Source organism: Blastococcus sp. TBT05-19 (genome assembly GCF_003319095.1).
GTDB lineage: Bacteria > Actinomycetota > Actinomycetes > Mycobacteriales > Geodermatophilaceae > Blastococcus.
In genome coordinates, this window is the sequence record NZ_QOHI01000003.1 from 87,547 (window position 1) to 104,016 (window position 16,470).

Here is a 16,470-nt window from a genome sequence, read left to right on the forward strand (position 1 = left end):
CTCAGGCCGTGGTCAGCAGTCCCCGACGGTCGCCAGCGGCGGGAGGCAGAGCGTGATGGGCCCCGGCAGCGGCACGGCGACCACGGGCGGCGTCGTCGACCGGGTGGCCGAAGCGCTGGGAGCGCTGGGGAGCGGCAGGTTCGGCACGGGCGGCAGCAGACCGCCGGTCGGGGGCGTGGCCGCGGGCGGCACGCTGCTGGTGCCCGGCGCGGGGGAGGCGGCGGTGGGGGCGGCGCCGTCCGGGGCCGGTGCGGGCGGCGCTGCCGGGGGCAGCGGGACGCCGGCGCTCGGCCCGGAGGCGACCGGCGGCAGGACCGGGGCGTCCTCCGGCGCGGGCGCGGGCGCCTCGGCGACGCAGAGGCCGGGGACCGGGCCGAGGGCGTCCGCGCCCACGGTCACCGGGCCGGAGTCGCAGCCCAGGGCGGTGGTCAGCCCGGCGGTCCGGGTGGTGAGCGCACGGAGCAGGTCGACGGACCCGGCGAAGGCGGTCTCGGTGGAGGGCGGCACGTCGTCGCGCAGCGCCTGGAGACCGTCGGACTGGGAATCGCTCCAGGCGGCGAGGTCACCGAGGGCGTCGGTGTCGCCGGCCGCCACCGCGCGGGTGGTGAGGATGGCCGCGGCCTCGGTGGTCTGGGCGTCCATGGTGCGCAGCGTCTGCCGGACGAGGTCGGCGTCGCCGGCCACGGTGCGCAGCTCGGCCAGACGGGTGCTGGCCAGCTCGAGCAGCGTCTGGCCGCGGCTCTCGCCGGCGAGGGCCAGCTGGGTCTGCTCGGTGCCGCGCTTCAGGTCGTAGAGGGCGTCGCCCGGCTGCGCGCCGGCGGCGACGGCCACCAGGGCGGCCAGCCCGGTCACGCCGACGGCGGCGCCGGCGAGCCCGGCGGTCAGCCGCCCGCGCCAGCGGGACGGCGCCCGGTCCTCGGCCCGGACGGCGAGCAGCCGGGCCACCAGGGGACGCGGAGCCGGTTCGGGGGTGCGGACGGCGGCCATCGCGACCAGACGCGCCCGCGCACGGGCCCGGTACTGGTCATCGGGCTCGCCGCCCAGGGCGGTGGACAGGGCCTGCAGCCGCGCGACGAGCTCGGCCTCGCGATCACCTGCGGGTACGGCGCCCGGAGTCGCCGTGCCGTCGTCGTGCCGGATCACCTGCGGCCTCCTGTCCTGTCCGATCGGGTCCCGCCGCCACCGGGGGACCGCTCCGGAGAGCACAACGACGACCGGGGGCCGTCGGTTACGCCCCGGAGCGCGGTGGATGTCACCGCAGACCCTCGGGCAGCATCGCCGCCAGCCGCCGCACCGCGCGGTGCTGGAGCGCCTTGATGGCGCCGTCCTTCTTCCCCATGATCTCGGCAGTCTCGGAGACGGACAGACCGTGCAGGAAGCGCAGCACGATGCACTCCTGCTGCTCGCTCCCCAGCTGTTGCACGCACGCCAGCAGCTGCTGGTTGGTCAGGTACTGCAGGACGGCGTCCTCGGGCCCGTCGGTGACCCGGTCGGCGTCCCGCATGTCGGCGGTGCTCACCTCGAGCCGGAAGCGGCTGCTCTTCACCTGGTCGCGGATGATGTTGCGCGCGATCGTGACCAGCCACGCGCCCACGTCGCGACCCTGGAACGACAGCGAGTCGATGCGGCGCAGCGCCCGCACGAACGTCTCGCTCGTGACGTCCTCGGCCGTGGCCCGGTCGCCGACCCGGTGGTAGGCGTAGCGGTGCACGAGGGTCACGTAGTGGTCGTAGAGCCGCCCGAACGCCTCGGCGTCGCCCTGCTGGGCCTCGCGGACCAGCGCCCACACGTCGGTGGCACCGGCGCTCGCCTCGGCCTCCGCCGCGGCGATCTCCTCGGCCACCTCCGACGGGAGCTCCGACGTGGCCGGGACCTCGGTGGGGACGCCGTCGGAAGTCGGGGCCGCTTCGACCGCAACCGGATCGCCCCCGGGCTCGTTGACCGGGTGCTCGTCGGTCCCGTGCTCGGCGGTCCCCGCATCCAGCCCCTCGGCGCTGGTGCGCGGGAACGGTGTCGGGCGGGGGCGTCGCGGCGTGGGGAGACCGGCCGGCCGTCCGGCGTCCAGGGGATGGGGCATGCGGGCGATCGACCTCCTCGTCGGCCCGCTGTGCCTGGACCGTCTCGTCGCCCCGCACGCCCCGGGAGGGCGTGCGCGGGCTGCGGCGCAGGCCCCATGGTGACAACATCGCCCGTGCTCGTCCACGGCAGCCTCGACGGACCACCCTCCGGAGCGCTCGCCGAGGGCCGGGCGCCGCCCCCTGAGACAGGAGATCCCGTGTCCGACGCAGGCACCTCGCTGGCCGCGCTGGTCCGAGCCGCCGCGCAGCGCGACCCCGGCGCACCGGCCGTGGTCGCCGGGGAGCAGCGGCTGAGCTGGGGCGAGCTGGACGCCGCCGTCGACCGCGTCGCCGCCGGGTACGCGGGCCGGGGGCTGACCTCCGGTACCCGGATCGCGGTGCAGCTGCCCAACGGGCTGGACTGGCTGCGCGCGGTGCTGGGGGCGCTGCGGGCCGGGCTGACGGTGGTCCCGGTCAACACCGCCTACACCGATCCGGAGCTCGAGCACGTGCTCACCGACTGCGGGGCCGCGCTCCTGGTGGCCGCGCACGAGCGGGACGAGCTGGCGGGGGTGCCGGTCTGCCCGGGGCCGCCCGAGGGCGAGGGGCCGGTGCCCGCGGTCGCCGACGACCCGGCCGCGCTGGCCTTCCTCTGCTACACCAGCGGCACGACCGGACGCCCGCGCGGCGCGATGCTCACCTCGGGGGCGCTCAAGGCCAACCAGGAGCAGTGCCTGGCGATGAGCCCGCCCCCGGTGCGCAGCGACGACCGGGTGCTGCTCGTCCTGCCGCTGTTCCACGTCTACGGCCTCAACGCCGGCTTCGGCCTGGTCGCCGCCACCGGCGCCTGCGCCGTGCTCGAGGAGACCTTCGACCCGCGCGGGTCCCTGGCGCTGATGGCCGCCGAGCAGGTGACGGCGGTGCCGGGCGCCCCGCCGATGTACCAGGCCTGGCTCGCCGCGGCCGACGCCGCCGGCAGCGACGCCGACCTGCGCCGGGCCTTCGCCGCCGTGCGCGTCGCCTCCGCCGGTGCGGCACCCCTGCCCGAGGACGTGTGGCAGGCGATGCGCGACCGGGCCGCGGTGACCGTGTGGGAGGGCTACGGCCTCACCGAGGCCGCGCCGGTCGTGGCGAGCACGCTGGCCACCGGCCGGGCCAAGCCCGACTGCATCGGCGGTGCGGTGCCGGGGCTGGAGCTCGTGCTGCGGGACACGGCCGCCATCGGCGCGGTCACCGTCGACCTCCCCGACGAGGAGGCCGGGACCGGCGAGGACGACGGCGGCGACCCCGACGAGGGCCCCGGCGAGATCTGGGTCCGCGGCCCGAACCTGTTCTCCGGCTACTGGCCCGACGGGACCGACGGCCCGGACGCCGACGGATGGCTCGGCACCGGCGACCTCGCCTACCGCGACGCCGACGGCGACCTGCACCTGGTGGACCGGCGCAGCGACCTGATCCTGGTGAGCGGTTTCAACGTCTACCCGGCCGAGGTGGAGCGGGTCCTCGACCAGCACCCCGCCGTCGTCGAGAGCGCCGTCATCGGGGTGCCCGATCCGCGCACCGGTGCCGCCGTGCGCGCCGTCGTCGTCACCGGGCCGGGGGAGCGGCTGGACGTCGAGGAGCTGCAGGCCTTCGCGGGCCGGTCCCTGGCCCGCTACAAGGTGCCCACGTCGGTGCACTTCCTCGCCTCGCTGCCGCACTCGCTCACCGGCAAGGTGAGCCGGGCCCGGCTGCGCGAGCTGGGGCTCACGGGAGCCGACGCGGACGCCGTGGTGGACGCGGGGAGCGCCGCCGGTGGGTGAGCCGCGGCTGCAGCTGCTCGGGCGGGCCGGCTGCCACCTCTGCCTGACCGCCGCCGAGCAGCTCGTCCCGGTCGCCGCCGAGGCGGGGCTGACCGTGGTCGACGTGGACGTCGACACCGACCCGGAGCTGCAGGCCGAGTACGGCGACCGCGTGCCGGTGCTGCTGCTCGACGGGCGCGAGCACTCCTACTTCACCCTCGACGTGCCCCGCCTGCGCCGGGACCTCGGGCTGCGCTGAGGCCCCGCGGCCCCCCGTCCGGGTGGCCGCTGACCTGCGGATACGGTGGTCCTCACCACAACCGGGCGCATCCGGGCTGGTCAGCGGGCCGGAGCCTCCTCGGCGACTTTGTTCCTGCGTTCACAAGCGGTTACCGTGGCGGACGCGAGCGCAGCAGCTGCTCGCGTCCCGATGTCGCAGATCCGCACCCGGCGCCCGCCGGGGTTCCGGGTGCGACCGCTGTGGAGAGCCCGTGATCCAGCCACGGCCCCGGACGATCCCGGAGGCCACCGTCGCACGTCTGGCCGTGTACCTGAGGGTGCTGAGCGGTCTCGCCGACGGCGGCCGGACCACCGTGTCCTCCGGTGAGCTCGCCTCCGCCGCCGGCGTGAACCCGGCCGGGCTGCGCAAGGACCTCTCGCACCTCGGCTCGTGCGGCGTCCGCGGCGTCGGCTACGAGGTCCGGGCGCTGCGGGAGCGGATCGCCCGCGTGCTCGGCGCGGAGCAGTCGCGGGCCTGCGTGCTCGTGGGCATCGGCAACCTGGGCACGGCGCTGGCCGACTACGCGGGCTTCGGCAGCCGGGGGTTCCGCTTCGTCGGCCTGTTCGACGCCGCCCCGGCGCAGGTCGGGCAGGAGATCGGCGGCCTGACGGTGCAGCCCATGACCGAGCTCGAGGCCACGGTGACCGCGCACGAGGCCTCCATCGGGGTCATCGCGACGCCGGCCGAGGTGGCCCAGCAGGTCTGCGACCGGCTGACCGCGGCCGGGGTGCGGAGCATCCTGAACTTCGCGCCGGTGACGCTCACCGCCCCCGTCGGCGTCGACGTCCGCCCGGTCGACCTCTCCGTCGAGCTGCAGGTGCTGGCCTTCCTCGGCCAGCAGCGCAGCGCCCGCGCCGCGGAGGTGACCGCGTGAGCCTGCTCGCGGTGGGCGTCAGCCACCAGACCGCACCGGTCGCGCTGCTCGAGCAGTTCGCGATGGGTGCCGACGACCGGGTGAAGGCCCTGCACGAGCTGGTCGGCAGCGACCACGTCAGCGAGGCCCTCGTGCTGGCCACGTGCAACCGGATCGAGGTCTTCGCCGAGGTCGACCGCTTCCACGGCGGCGTCACCGACGTCGGCCGGGTGCTCGCCCGCCAGGCGGGGGCCTCGGTCGAGGAGCTCTCCCCGTACGTGACGGTGCACTACGAGGACCAGGCCGTCGAGCACCTGTTCACGGTGGCCGCCGGGCTGGACTCGATGGTGGTCGGCGAGACCCAGGTCCTCGGCCAGCTGCGCGCCGCCTACGCCCTCGCCCGCGAGGAGGGCACGGTCGGCCGCGCCCTGCACCCGGTGGTCCAGCGGGCCCTGCGGGTGGGCAAGCGGGTGCACTCCGAGACCGGCATCGACAAGGCCGGCGCCTCCCTGGTGTCGGTGGCGCTCGACCGCGCCGAGGCGCGCATCGGCGACCTCACCGGGCGCCCGGTGCTCGTCGTGGGCGCGGGCTCCATGGGCGCGCTGGCCGCCACCACGCTGGCCCGCCGCGGCGCCGACGTCGTGATCAGCAGCCGCACCGAGACCTCCGCCGAGCGGCTGGCCGAGACCGTGGGCGGCCGCACGGCGCCGCTGGACCGGATGGCCGAGGAGCTGGCCGCCGCCGACGTGCTGCTCACCTGCACCGGCGCCACCGGCCTGGTCGTCGGCACCGACGTCGTCGCGACGGCGATGGCCGGGCGCGGCGACCGCCCGCTCGTCGTGGTGGACCTGGCGCTGCCGCGCGACGTCGACCCCGGGGTGGCCGCGCTGCCCGGCGTCCACGTGGTCGACCTGGCCCTGCTCCAGGGCGACCGCGGCGACGGCAGCGGCCCGGTCGCCGCCGACGACATCAACAGCGCCCGCGCCATGATCGAGGCCGAGACCGCTCTCCTGCGGGCCGAGCGCCGGGCCGCCGAGGTGGGCCCGACGGTCTCCGCGCTGCGCTCGCAGGCCGCCGAGGTGGTCGACGCCGAGCTGCTGCGGCTGGCCGGCCGGCTGCCCGACCTCGACGCCCGCGCCCGGGGCGAGATCGCCCGCACCGTGCGCCGGGTGGTCGACAAGCTGCTGCACGAGCCGACCGTGCGGGTCAAGGAGCTGGCCGCCTCGCCGGGCGGCACCGACTACGCCGGGGCCCTGCGTGCCCTCTTCGGTCTGGGCATCGACGCCGACGTGACGCCCGGCGCCGGTCGCCTGGCCGACGCTGTGACCGTGGACCCCGACCGTCCGGGAGGTGCGGCGTGACCGCCACCGACGTGCAGGGCGTCGCCTCCGCGAGCGCGGCCGCCGGCGTCCCGCTGCGCCTGGGCACCCGCGCCAGCCAGCTGGCCCGCACCCAGTCGCAGACCGTCGCCGACGCCATCACCGCCGCGACCGGCGTGCCGGTCGAGCTGGTCCTGATCAGCACCGAGGGCGACCGCTCCTCGGCCGCGATCGCGCAGCTCGGCGGCACCGGGGTGTTCGTCGCGGCGATCCGGCACGCGCTGCTCGCCGGCGAGGTCGATCTCGCCGTGCACAGCTACAAGGACCTGCCGACCGCCCCCGAGCCCGGGCTGATCCTCGCCGCGGTGCCCCCGCGCGAGGACCCGCGCGACGCGCTCGTGGCCCGGGACGGCCTGACGCTCGGCGAGCTGCCGGCCGGCTCGCGGATCGGCACCGGTGCCCCGCGCCGGGTCGCCCAGCTGCGGGCGCTCGGCCTCGGCCTGGAGATCGTGCCGATCCGCGGCAACGTCGACACCCGCCTCGGCCGGGTCCCCGGTGCCGGCGAGGGGCCGGGCGACCTCGACGCCGTCGTCCTCGCCCGCGCCGGGCTGAACCGGATCGGCCGGCTGGCGCAGATCACCGAGACGCTCGACCCGCTCCAGGTGCTGCCCGCTCCCGCGCAGGGCGCGCTGGCCGTGGAGTGCCGGACCAGCGACGCCCGGACCCGGGAGCTGCTCGGCCGGCTCGAGGACGCCCCCACCCGTGCCTGCGTCGTCGCCGAGCGGGCCACCCTCGCCGCGCTCGAGGCCGGCTGCAGCGCGCCGGTGGCCGCCTACGCCGAGATCGCCGAGGGCGAGGCGGGCCCCGAGCTCTTCCTCCGTGCCTCGGTGACCGCGATCGACGGCAGCGACGGCGTGCGCGGCTCGCTGACCGGCCCGCTGGCCGACGCGGCCGCGATCGGCCGGGCGCTGGCCGCCGAGCTGCTCGACCGCGGTGCGACCGAGCTCATGGCGGTCGGCGGATGACCGCCCCCGCACCGCACCCCCAGACCCCCGCAACGGCCCGCACCCGGGCCATGACAGACGCCCGAGCCACTCGGGCCAGGATCAGGAGCACGCGATGACGCGCTTCCGCAAGACCGCAGGCCAGTCGGGCCGGGTCGTGTTCGTCGGCGCCGGGCCCGGTGACCCCGGCATGCTGACCGCCCGCGCGACCGCCGCGCTGGCCGAGGCAGCCGTGGTGCTGGTCGACCCCGACGTCGCCGCACCCCTCCAGGACGCCGTCCGCGAGGCCAACCCGGGCACCGAGCTGACGCCGGTCTCCGGCGAGCCGGCCGACATCGCCAAGGGCGCCGTCGCCGCGGCGAAGAACGGCTCGGTCGTCGTCCGGCTGGTCGTCGGTGACCCCTACACCTCCGACGAGGTGATCAAGGAGGTCCTCTCCGTCGCCCGGACCTCGATCCCGTTCGACGTCGTGCCGGGTGTCGCGCCCTCCACCGCGGTGCCGGCCTTCGCCGGTGTCGCGATGGGCAGCACGACCGTCAGCGCCGACCTGCGCAGCGGCGTGGACCTGACCGCGCTCGCCGGTGCGACCGCCGCGACCGGCGGCACGCTGGTCCTGCAGGGCACCGCCGAGGAGCTCCCCGACGCCGCGGTGCGGCTGCTCGAGGGCGGGCTGTCCGGCAGCACCCCCGTCGTGGTCACCCTCGGCGGCTCGGGCACCGGGCAGAAGAGCATCGTGGCCAAGCTGTCGGCAGTGGCCGAGAAGACCGCCGGCCTCGACCCGCTCAGCGGTCCGGTCGTCGCCACCGTCGGCGCCGTCGTCGACAAGCGCGCCCGCATGTCGTGGTGGGAGAGCCGGCCGCTGTTCGGCTGGCGGGTGCTCGTGCCGCGCACCAAGGACCAGGCCGGTGACATGAGCGACCGGCTGCGCGCCTACGGCGCGGTCCCGGTCGAGGTGCCGACGATCGCCGTGGAGCCGCCGCGCAGCCCCGCGCAGATGGACCGCGCGATCAAGGGCCTGGTGACCGGCCGCTACGGCTGGATCGTGTTCACCTCCGTGAACGCCGTGAAGGCCGTGCGCGAGAAGTTCGTCGAGCTCGGCCTGGACGCCCGGGCCTTCGCCGGCGTCAAGGTCGCCTGCGTCGGCGAGCAGACCGCCCAGGCGGTCCGGGACTTCGGCATCGTGCCCGAGATGGTGCCCAGCGGCGAGCAGTCCAGCAACGGCCTGCTGGCCGACTTCCCGGAGTACGACGACGTCCTCGACCCGATCAACCGGGTGCTGCTGCCGCGGGCCGACATCGCCACCGAGACCCTGGCCGCCGGCCTGGTCGAGCGCGGCTGGGAGATCGACGACGTCACCGCCTACCGCACCGTCCGGGCCGCCCCGCCGGCCGCGTCGGTCCGCGAGGCCATCAAGGGCGGCGGCTTCGACGCGGTGTGCTTCACCTCGTCCAGCACCGTGCGCAACCTGGTGGGCATCGCCGGCAAGCCGCACGCGAAGACGGTCGTCGCGGTGATCGGCCCCGCCACCGCCGCCAGCGCGCAGGAGTTCGGCCTGCGGGTCGACGTCCAGCCGGAGACGGCGGCCGTCGCGCCGCTGGTCGACGCGCTGGCCGAGTACGCCCTGTCGCTGCGCGAGGCGGAGGACGGCGAGGGCAAGTGAGTGCTGGGGCGAACCCGGGCTTCGCGCGCGGGCGTCGGCTGCGGTCGACGCCCGCGCTGCGGCGGCTGACCGCGCAGACCCGGGTGGCCCCGGCCGACCTGGTGCTGCCGGTCTTCGTCAAGGAGGGCATCGACTCAGCCGTCCCGATCGGCTCGATGCCCGGCGTCGTCCAGCACTCGCACGACTCGCTGCGGAAGGCCGCCGCGGAGGCGGCCGAGGCCGGCATCGGTGGGCTGATGCTCTTCGGCATCCCCGCAGACAAGGACCCGGTCGGGTCGCAGGCCGACGCCGCCGACGGCGTGGTGAACAAGGCGCTGCAGAACCTGCGCGCCGACCTGGGCGACGAGCTCGTCCTCATGGCCGACCTGTGCCTGTGCGAGTACACCGACCACGGGCACTGCGGCGTGGTCACCCCGGCCGGCGTCGTCGACAACGACCCCACGCTGGACCGGTACGCCGCCGTCGCGATCGCGCAGGCGCAGGCCGGTGCCCACCTGGTGGCCCCCAGCGGGATGATGGACGGCCAGGTGGCCGCCATCCGCGCCGGGCTGGACAGCGCCGCGTTCACCGAGACGCCGATCCTGGCGTACGCCGCCAAGTACGCCTCCGGCTTCTACGGTCCCTTCCGCGAGGCGGCCGAGGGTGCGCCGCAGTTCGGCGACCGGTCGACCTACCAGATGGACCCGCCCAACGCCGACGAGGCGCTGCGCGAGGTGGCGCAGGACCTCGCCGAGGGCGCGGACGCCGTCATGGTCAAGCCGGCCCTGCCCTACCTCGACATCGTGGCCCGGGTCGCCGACGCGGTGCACGTGCCGGTCAGCGCGTACCAGGTCAGCGGCGAGTACGCGATGGTGGAGGCGGCCGCCGCCAACGGCTGGATCGACCGCGAGCGGGCGATCCTGGAGACGCTCACCGCCATCCGGCGGGCCGGGGCGGGCCAGGTGCTCACCTACTGGGCGGTCGAGGCCGCCCGGCTGCTCGCCCGCGGCTGAGCCGATGACCGCGCCGGCGGAGGACTACGTGGAGCAGGGCGGCTCCTGGCGCCCGGCCTGGATCGCCGGCGGGTTCGCGGTGCTGTGCGTCGTCCTCGAGCTGGCGCTCCCCGGGCCCGACCTGCCCCTGCTCGCCTGGGCCGCGCTCGCCGTCGTGGTGGCCATCGCCACCTCCGGCAGCCTGGCCGGGCGGCGGCTCTGGACGGTGCGCGTCACGGGGACCGGCGAGGAGAGCGAGCTGAGCGTCGGCCGCGAGCGGGTGGCGCTGACCGAGGTCGACGCCGACCACCTGCGCGCGCTCGAGTCCGGGGTCGACGCCGGCGCCCCCGTGCTCGGCGGCGGCTGGTCGGTCCCGAAGGGGTGCACCGGGCTGCCGCTGAGGCTGGCCGACGGGCGGACAGTGCTCGTTCCCACACGGGATCCGGACGCCCTGCGGGCTGCACTGCTCACCGCGAAGGGGACACTGGGACCGTGACCTCGCCGGACAGCCCACCGTTCCCCTACGAGGCCCCTGTGTCGGCCGACCTCTTCGCCCGCGGCCAGGAGATCACCCCCGGCGGCGTGAACTCCCCGGTCCGCGCGTTCCGGGCCGTGGGCGGGACGCCGCGGTTCATGGCGCAGGCCTCCGGTCCCTGGATCGTCGACGCCGACGGGCGCCGGTACGTGGACCTGGTCAGCTCCTGGGGCCCGATGCTGCTGGGGCACGCGCACCCCGCCGTCGTCGACGCCGTCGCGGCCGCCGCCCGGCGCGGCCTGTCCTTCGGCGCCCCGACCGAGGGCGAGCTCGACCTCGCCGAGGAGATCCGCTCCCGGATGGCCCCGGTCGAGCGGGTGCGCCTGGTCAACTCCGGCACCGAGGCGGTGCTCTCCGCCGTCCGGCTGGCCCGCGGCGCCACGGGGCGGCCGCTGGTCGTCAAGTTCGCCGGCCACTACCACGGCCACGTCGACGCGCTGCTCGCCGCGGCGGGATCCGGCGTCGCCACCCTCGGGCTGCCCGACACCCCCGGCGTGACCACCGGCGCGGCCGCCGACACGATCGTCCTGCCCTACAACGACGTCGCCGCCGTCGAGGCCGTCTTCGCCGAGAAGGGGCAGCGGATCGCCGCCGTCATCAGCGAGGCCGCCGCCGGCAACATGGGCGTCGTCCCGCCGCTGGACGGCTTCAACTCCGAGCTGCGGCGGATCACCGCCGCGCACGGCGCGCTGCTGGTCCTCGACGAGGTCATGACCGGCTTCCGCGTCTCCCGCGCCGGCTGGTACGGCCTGGACCCGGTGGATGCGGACCTGTTCACCTTCGGCAAGGTCATGGGCGGTGGGCTGCCCGCGGCGGCGTTCGGCGGCCGCGCCGACCTGATGGCGCACCTGGCACCGACCGGCCCGGTGTACCAGGCGGGCACCCTCTCGGGGAACCCGGTCGCGGTGGCCGCGGGCCTGGCCACGCTGCGGCACTGCACGGACGAGGTCTACGCCCAGTGCGACGAGGTCTCGGCGGTGCTGCGCGGAGCGGCGAGCGCCGCCCTGTTCTCCGCGGGGGTGCCGCACCGCGTGCAGCAGGCCGGCAGCATGTTCTCCATCTTCTTCGTGCCCGACGAGCGCCAGGTGCGCGACTACGACGACGCCCGGACCCAGGACGTCGCCCGCTACACCGCGTTCTTCCACGAGCTGCTCGCCCGCGGTGTCTACCTGCCGCCGTCGGCGTTCGAGTCGTGGTTCGTCAACGCCCAGCTGCGCGGCGAGGCCCTCGACCGCGTGCTGGAGGCCCTGCCGGCGGCGGCCCGGGCCGCCGCCGCGGTCTCCGGTGACGGCCGGCCGGCCGACCAGGACCTGTCGGAGGTGAGCTCGTGAGCGAGGTGACGACGGTGCACCTGCTCCGGCACGGGGAGGTGCACAACCCGGACGGGATCCTCTACGGGCGGCTGCCCGGCTTCCGCCTCTCCACCGCCGGCGAGGGCATGGCCCGCCGCGCCGCCGCCTGGTTCTCCGGGCACGACGTCGTCCACCTGGTGTGCAGCCCGCTGGAGCGGACCCGGCAGACCCTGCAGCCGCTCGCCGACGCCACGGGCCTCGAGGTGCACGTCGACGAGCGGATCATCGAGGCCGGCAACGCCTTCGAGGGCATGGCCGTCGCCGGCGGGGCCGGGGTGTTCCGGGCCCCGCGCAACTGGTGGAAGCTGCGCAACCCGTTCGCGCCGTCGTGGGGCGAGCCCTACGTGGAGATCGCCGCCCGCATGCTCGCCGCGGTCGAGGCCGCCCGGGACGCCGCCCGGGGGCACGAGGCCGTGCTGGTGAGCCACCAGCTGCCCATCTGGACGACCCGGCTGCACCTCGAGGGGCGCCGGTACCTGCACGACCCGCGTCGCCGCGAGTGCGCGCTGGCCAGCGTCACGTCGATCACCTACGACGGCGACCGGCTGCGTGGCGTCTCCTACGCCGAGCCGGCCGGCGCCACCGATCCCGATGCGGTGCCGGGCGCATGAGGGCAGCCGCGGTCGCGCTGCTGGCCGGCGCCCTGCTCACCGGGTGCACCACCGGGGCCGACGCCGTCGACGTCAACAACGGGGGCGAGTTCCGGTTCGTGGAGGCGACGCCGTCGGGCGAGGTCATCCCGCCCGACGAGCGGGCCGCCGCCCCGGAGTTCTCCGGCACCCTCGTGGAGACCGGTGACCCCTTCGCCTCCGACCAGCTCGACGGGCAGGTGGGCCTGCTCAACTTCTGGGGGTCCTGGTGCGCGCCCTGCCGCGTGGAGACCCCGGAGTTCGACGAGGTGTGGGACGAGTACTCCGACGCCGGCGTGCAGTTCCTCGGCATCAACGTGAAGGAGACCGACCGCCAGTTCGCGCTCGCCTTCATCGACCGCTTCGAGATCGGCTTCCCGTCCCTGTACGACCCGCGCGGCGAGGTCGCGCTGGCGTTCCGGGACTACCCGGCGAACGCGATCCCCTCCACGATCGTGCTGGACCAGCAGGGCCGCGTGGCCGCGGTCTACACCGGCGCGGTGACGCAGGAGGACCTGCGCCGCACCCTCGACCTGGTGCTGGCGGAAGGGGCCTGACGTGGGGGAGACCTTCGCCGGACTGGTCACCGACGGCCCCCTGCTCGTCGCGGCCGCCGTCGCCGCGCTGGTCGGGCTGATCAGCTTCGCCTCGCCCTGCGTGCTGCCCCTGGTGCCGGGCTACCTGTCCTACGTCGCCGGCCTGGTCGGGGCGGGCGCGCGGGAGACCTCGACGGTGCCCGCGGGTGCCCCCGCGACGACAGCGACGACGACTGCAGGGACGGCGACGGCGACGGCGGTGCGGGTCGACGAGCGCTCGCCGCGCGGGCGCATGGTGCTGGGCGCCGTCCTGTTCGTGCTGGGGTTCACCGCGGTCTTCGTCTCGATCAGCAGCGCCTTCGGCGGGCTGGGCCGCCTGCTGCTCGTGCACAACGACGTCATCACCCGCGTCATGGGCGTGGTGACCGTCCTCGTCGGGCTGGGCTTCCTCGGCTGGCTCCCGCTGCTGCAGCGGACCAAGCGGCTGACCGTGCGCCCGACGGTGGGCCTGGCGGGCGCGCCGCTGCTCGGCGTCGTCTTCGGCCTGGGCTGGACACCGTGCCTGGGCCCGACGCTCGCCGCGGTGCAGAACCTCGCCTTCGCCGAGGCGACCGCGGGTCGTGGCGCGATCCTCGGCCTGGCCTACTGCCTCGGGCTCGGGGTGCCGTTCGTCCTCGTCGCGCTGGGCGCCCGCTGGGCGCTCGGGGCGACCACGTTCCTGCGCCGGCACGCGCAGGCCGTGACCCGCTTCGGCGGGGTCGTGCTCGTGGTCGTCGGCCTGCTGCTGGTCTCCGGCGCGTGGACCGAGATGATGGGCTGGCTGCGCTCCTGGCTCGCGGCCACCGGGTTCGCGGAGACCTCGCTGTGAGCGTCGAGGCCCCCGCCCGCCCGGCGACGCCGCCCCCGCCGCCGTCGGGCCCCTCGGCGGGGCGGCGGGTCGGCGCGCTGCTGCTGCGCTGGTGGCGCCGGCTCACCGCGATGCGGACCGCGATCATCCTGCTGTTCCTGCTCGCCCTGGCCGCGGTGCCCGGCTCGCTGCTGCCGCAGCGCTCGCTGTCGCAGAACAACGTGCGCCAGTACTTCACCGACCACCCGGACCTCGCGCCGGTGCTCGACGACCTCTACCTGTTCGACGTCTTCAGCTCGCCGTGGTTCGCCGCGATCTACCTGCTGCTGTTCCTCTCGCTCATCGGCTGCGTGCTGCCGCGGGCGGCCGAGCACTTCCGGTCGCTGCGCACCCCGCCGCCCCCGGCTCCGCGCAACCTGCTCCGGCTGCCCGACTCCGGCCGGCTGGACAGCTCCCTGCCGCCCGCCGCCGCGCTCGACGTGGTCGAGGAGGAGCTGCGGGTGCGCCGGTTCCGCGTCGTGCGGCGGGAGACCGCGGGCGGTCCCGAGCTCTCGGCCGAGAAGGGCTACCTCAAGGAGACCGGGAACCTGCTGTTCCACCTCTCCCTGCTCGCGCTCCTGCTGGGGCTGGCCGGCGGGAAGATGTGGGGCTACGAGGGCAGCATCCTGGTCACCGAGGGCCAGGGCTTCTGCAACTCGTTCCAGCAGTACGACACCTACTCCTCCGGCCCGCTGGTCGACAGCGGCGACCTGAGCTCGATGTGCGTCGACCTCGAGCAGTTCCGCGCCGAGTACGAGGAGAACCTGACGGCGTCCTCCTTCACCGCCGACATCCGCTACGGCGACCCGCAGGGCGAGGAGCGGAAGACGACGATCGGCGTCAACGAGCCGCTGCGCATCGACGGCGACCGCGTCTACGTCACCGGTCACGGCTTCAGCCCGACGTTCTCGGTGACGCTGCCCGACGGCACCGCCTTCACCGACGTCGCGACGCCGTTCCTGCCCACCGACCAGCGGACGCTGGCCAGCGAGGGTGCGCTCAAGCTCCCCGACCTGGGCGCGGGCCAGGACGACCAGCTGGCGATCGAGGGCTTCTTCGCGCCGACGGGCCTGCTGCAGGGCGGGGTGCTCACCTCGGTGGACCCGCGCCCGCTCGCCCCGCAGGTCGCGATCATCGCCTACCAGGGCTACCTGGGCCTGGACTCCGGTCTGCCGCAGTCGGTCTACTCCCTCGACCGCAGCCAGATCGAGCGCGGCCGGCTCACCGAGGTCGGCGCGGCGAACCTGCGGGTGGGGGAGTCGCTGGACCTGCCCGACGGCACCCAGGTGACCTTCACCGGCTACAAGGAGTTCGCCGCGCTCCAGTACTCCCACGACCCTGGCCAGCTCTGGGTCCTCGCCGCGGCCGTCGCGCTGCTCGGCGGGCTGCTCGGCCTGCTCCTGCTGCGCCGCGAGCGGGTCTTCGCCCGCGCCGGGTCCGCCCCGGACGGGAGCGGTACCGTGCTGACGATCGCCTCGCTCGCACGCGGCGGCGGTGAGAGCGGGCCGCGGTTCACCGAGCTGTCCGACGAACTCCGGGCCGCGCTCACCGCGGCCGCCCCCCGCACCGCACCGTCCGATCCGGAGGTCCCCCCGCGTGACTGACTCCTCGCTCGCCGAGCTGTCGAACACCCTCTTCTCCGTGAGCGTCGCGCTCTACTCGGCGGCGCTGGTCGCCTACTGCGCGGAGCTCGCCTTCGGCCGGCGTCGCCGGCGGGCCGAGGAGCTCGTCGGGGCCGAGACCGGGCAGGGCGGCGGGGTCGCGCTCGCCGACCGCCCCGCAGCGGGCACCGCCGCGGAGACCCCGGGCGCCAACCGCTGGGGGGTCGTCGCCCTCGGCGTCACGGTGCTCGGGGCGCTGACGCACGCCGGCGTCCTGCTGACCCGCGGCCTGGCGACCGACCGCCTGCCCTGGGGCAACATGTACGAGTTCGCGACGGCGGTCGTGCTCGTCGCCGTGGTGGCCTTCGTGGTCTTCGCCGTCCGCTCGCCGAACCTGCGGCACATCGGCGTGTTCATGATGGCGCCGGTGATCCTGTCGCTGGTCGCCATCGGGCTGGGCCTCTACACCGAGGCCGCGCCGGTCGTCGCCGCGCTGCGGTCCTACTGGCTGGCCATCCACGTCACGGCGGCCATCCTCGGCTTCGGCATCTTCATGGTCAGCGGCATCGCCAGCGTCCTGTACCTGGTGCGCTCCCGGCCCGGCGCCGAGGCCGGCACGGGGCTCGTCTCGCGGCTGCCCTCCCCGGCGGCGCTGGACCGGCTGGCGCACCGCACCGCCGTCTTCGGCTTCCCGATCTGGACCTTCGCGGTCATCGCCGGCGCGATCTGGGCCGAGGCCGCCTGGGGCCGCTTCTGGGGCTGGGACCCCAAGGAGACCTGGTCCTTCGTGGCCTGGGTGGTCTACGCGGCCTACCTGCACGCCCGCACGACGGCGGGCTGGCGGGGGCGCCCGGCTGCGTGGGTCAACGTCGTCGGCCTGGCCGTCATGATCTTCAACCTGACGTTCGTCAACCTCGTCTCCACCGGGCTGCACAGCTACGCCGGGGTCGACTGAGCGTCAGCACCACCCCGTCCGGGCGACAACCGCGCGGGATACCCGTGACCA

16 protein-coding genes are annotated in these 16,470 nt (G+C 75.7%); 14 read left to right on the top strand and 2 right to left on the bottom strand.

The annotated features are described in order from the left end of the window. Nucleotides 1-12 precede the first annotated feature (12 nt). Both DQ244_RS19625 and DQ244_RS09415 read right to left on the bottom strand, forming a co-directional pair. Nucleotides 13-1,143, bottom strand: coding sequence for a DUF5667 domain-containing protein (locus tag DQ244_RS19625; protein WP_199580322.1), 1,131 nt, complete (start codon nt 1,141-1,143; stop codon nt 13-15). Between the two features lie 109 nt (nt 1,144-1,252). Beyond that, a complete protein-coding gene (locus tag DQ244_RS09415; protein WP_113811243.1) occupies nt 1,253-2,077 on the bottom strand; it encodes a sigma-70 family RNA polymerase sigma factor in 825 nt (274 codons plus the stop codon). A gap of 198 nt (nt 2,078-2,275) precedes the next feature. Here DQ244_RS09415 and DQ244_RS09420 point away from each other — a divergent pair, with 198 nt between their 5' ends. The 14 genes from DQ244_RS09420 to ccsB all read left to right on the top strand — a co-directional run bounded on the left by DQ244_RS09420 (nt 2,276) and on the right by ccsB (nt 16,419). Then, nucleotides 2,276-3,859, top strand: a complete 1,584-nt coding sequence (locus DQ244_RS09420; protein WP_113811244.1) for an AMP-binding protein — start codon at nt 2,276-2,278, stop codon at nt 3,857-3,859. Then, nucleotides 3,852-4,097: a glutaredoxin family protein gene (locus DQ244_RS09425; protein ID WP_113811245.1), complete on the top strand. Its 246-nt coding sequence runs from the start codon at nt 3,852-3,854 to the stop codon at nt 4,095-4,097. Before DQ244_RS09420 ends, DQ244_RS09425 begins: the two co-directional genes overlap by 8 nt. A 232-nt stretch (nt 4,098-4,329) precedes the next feature. Further along, a complete protein-coding gene (locus tag DQ244_RS09430; protein WP_113811246.1) occupies nt 4,330-4,992 on the top strand; it encodes a redox-sensing transcriptional repressor Rex in 663 nt (220 codons plus the stop codon). Continuing rightward, nucleotides 4,989-6,332: a glutamyl-tRNA reductase gene (locus DQ244_RS09435; RefSeq protein WP_113811247.1), complete on the top strand. Its 1,344-nt coding sequence runs from the start codon at nt 4,989-4,991 to the stop codon at nt 6,330-6,332. Before DQ244_RS09430 ends, DQ244_RS09435 begins: the two co-directional genes overlap by 4 nt. Next, on the top strand, nt 6,329-7,315 hold the full coding sequence (gene hemC, locus DQ244_RS09440; protein WP_113811248.1) for a hydroxymethylbilane synthase: 987 nt from the start codon (nt 6,329-6,331) through the stop codon (nt 7,313-7,315). The genes DQ244_RS09435 and hemC overlap by 4 nt, the downstream gene beginning before the upstream one ends. A 94-nt stretch (nt 7,316-7,409) precedes the next feature. Next, complete coding sequence (locus DQ244_RS09445) at nt 7,410-8,954, top strand: uroporphyrinogen-III synthase (RefSeq protein WP_113811249.1); 1,545 nt, start codon at nt 7,410-7,412, stop codon at nt 8,952-8,954. Beyond that, nucleotides 8,951-9,946: a porphobilinogen synthase gene (gene hemB / locus DQ244_RS09450; protein WP_113811250.1), complete on the top strand. Its 996-nt coding sequence runs from the start codon at nt 8,951-8,953 to the stop codon at nt 9,944-9,946. The genes DQ244_RS09445 and hemB overlap by 4 nt, the downstream gene beginning before the upstream one ends. A gap of 4 nt (nt 9,947-9,950) precedes the next feature. Continuing rightward, on the top strand, nt 9,951-10,421 hold the full coding sequence (locus DQ244_RS09455; protein ID WP_113811251.1) for a hypothetical protein: 471 nt from the start codon (nt 9,951-9,953) through the stop codon (nt 10,419-10,421). Further along, nucleotides 10,418-11,791, top strand: a complete 1,374-nt coding sequence (gene hemL / locus DQ244_RS09460; RefSeq protein ID WP_113811252.1) for a glutamate-1-semialdehyde 2,1-aminomutase — start codon at nt 10,418-10,420, stop codon at nt 11,789-11,791. The genes DQ244_RS09455 and hemL overlap by 4 nt, the downstream gene beginning before the upstream one ends. Beyond that, nucleotides 11,788-12,423 carry a histidine phosphatase family protein gene (locus tag DQ244_RS09465; protein ID WP_113811253.1) on the top strand — a complete coding sequence of 212 codons (636 nt, stop codon included), beginning with the start codon at nt 11,788-11,790 and terminating at the stop codon, nt 12,421-12,423. Before hemL ends, DQ244_RS09465 begins: the two co-directional genes overlap by 4 nt. Further along, nucleotides 12,420-12,998, top strand: coding sequence for a TlpA disulfide reductase family protein (locus tag DQ244_RS09470; protein WP_113811254.1), 579 nt, complete (start codon nt 12,420-12,422; stop codon nt 12,996-12,998). The genes DQ244_RS09465 and DQ244_RS09470 overlap by 4 nt, the downstream gene beginning before the upstream one ends. Nucleotide 12,999: 1 nt before the next feature. After that, nucleotides 13,000-13,845: a cytochrome c biogenesis CcdA family protein gene (locus tag DQ244_RS09475; RefSeq protein WP_113811255.1), complete on the top strand. Its 846-nt coding sequence runs from the start codon at nt 13,000-13,002 to the stop codon at nt 13,843-13,845. Further along, nucleotides 13,842-15,467 (top strand): cytochrome c biogenesis protein ResB, encoded by a 1,626-nt coding sequence (locus DQ244_RS09480; RefSeq protein ID WP_113811256.1) that lies wholly within the window; start codon nt 13,842-13,844, stop codon nt 15,465-15,467. The genes DQ244_RS09475 and DQ244_RS09480 overlap by 4 nt, the downstream gene beginning before the upstream one ends. Then, nucleotides 15,460-16,419, top strand: a complete 960-nt coding sequence (ccsB, locus tag DQ244_RS09485) for a c-type cytochrome biogenesis protein CcsB (RefSeq protein WP_113811257.1) — start codon at nt 15,460-15,462, stop codon at nt 16,417-16,419. The genes DQ244_RS09480 and ccsB overlap by 8 nt, the downstream gene beginning before the upstream one ends. The last annotated feature ends 51 nt before the right edge of the window (nt 16,420-16,470 follow it).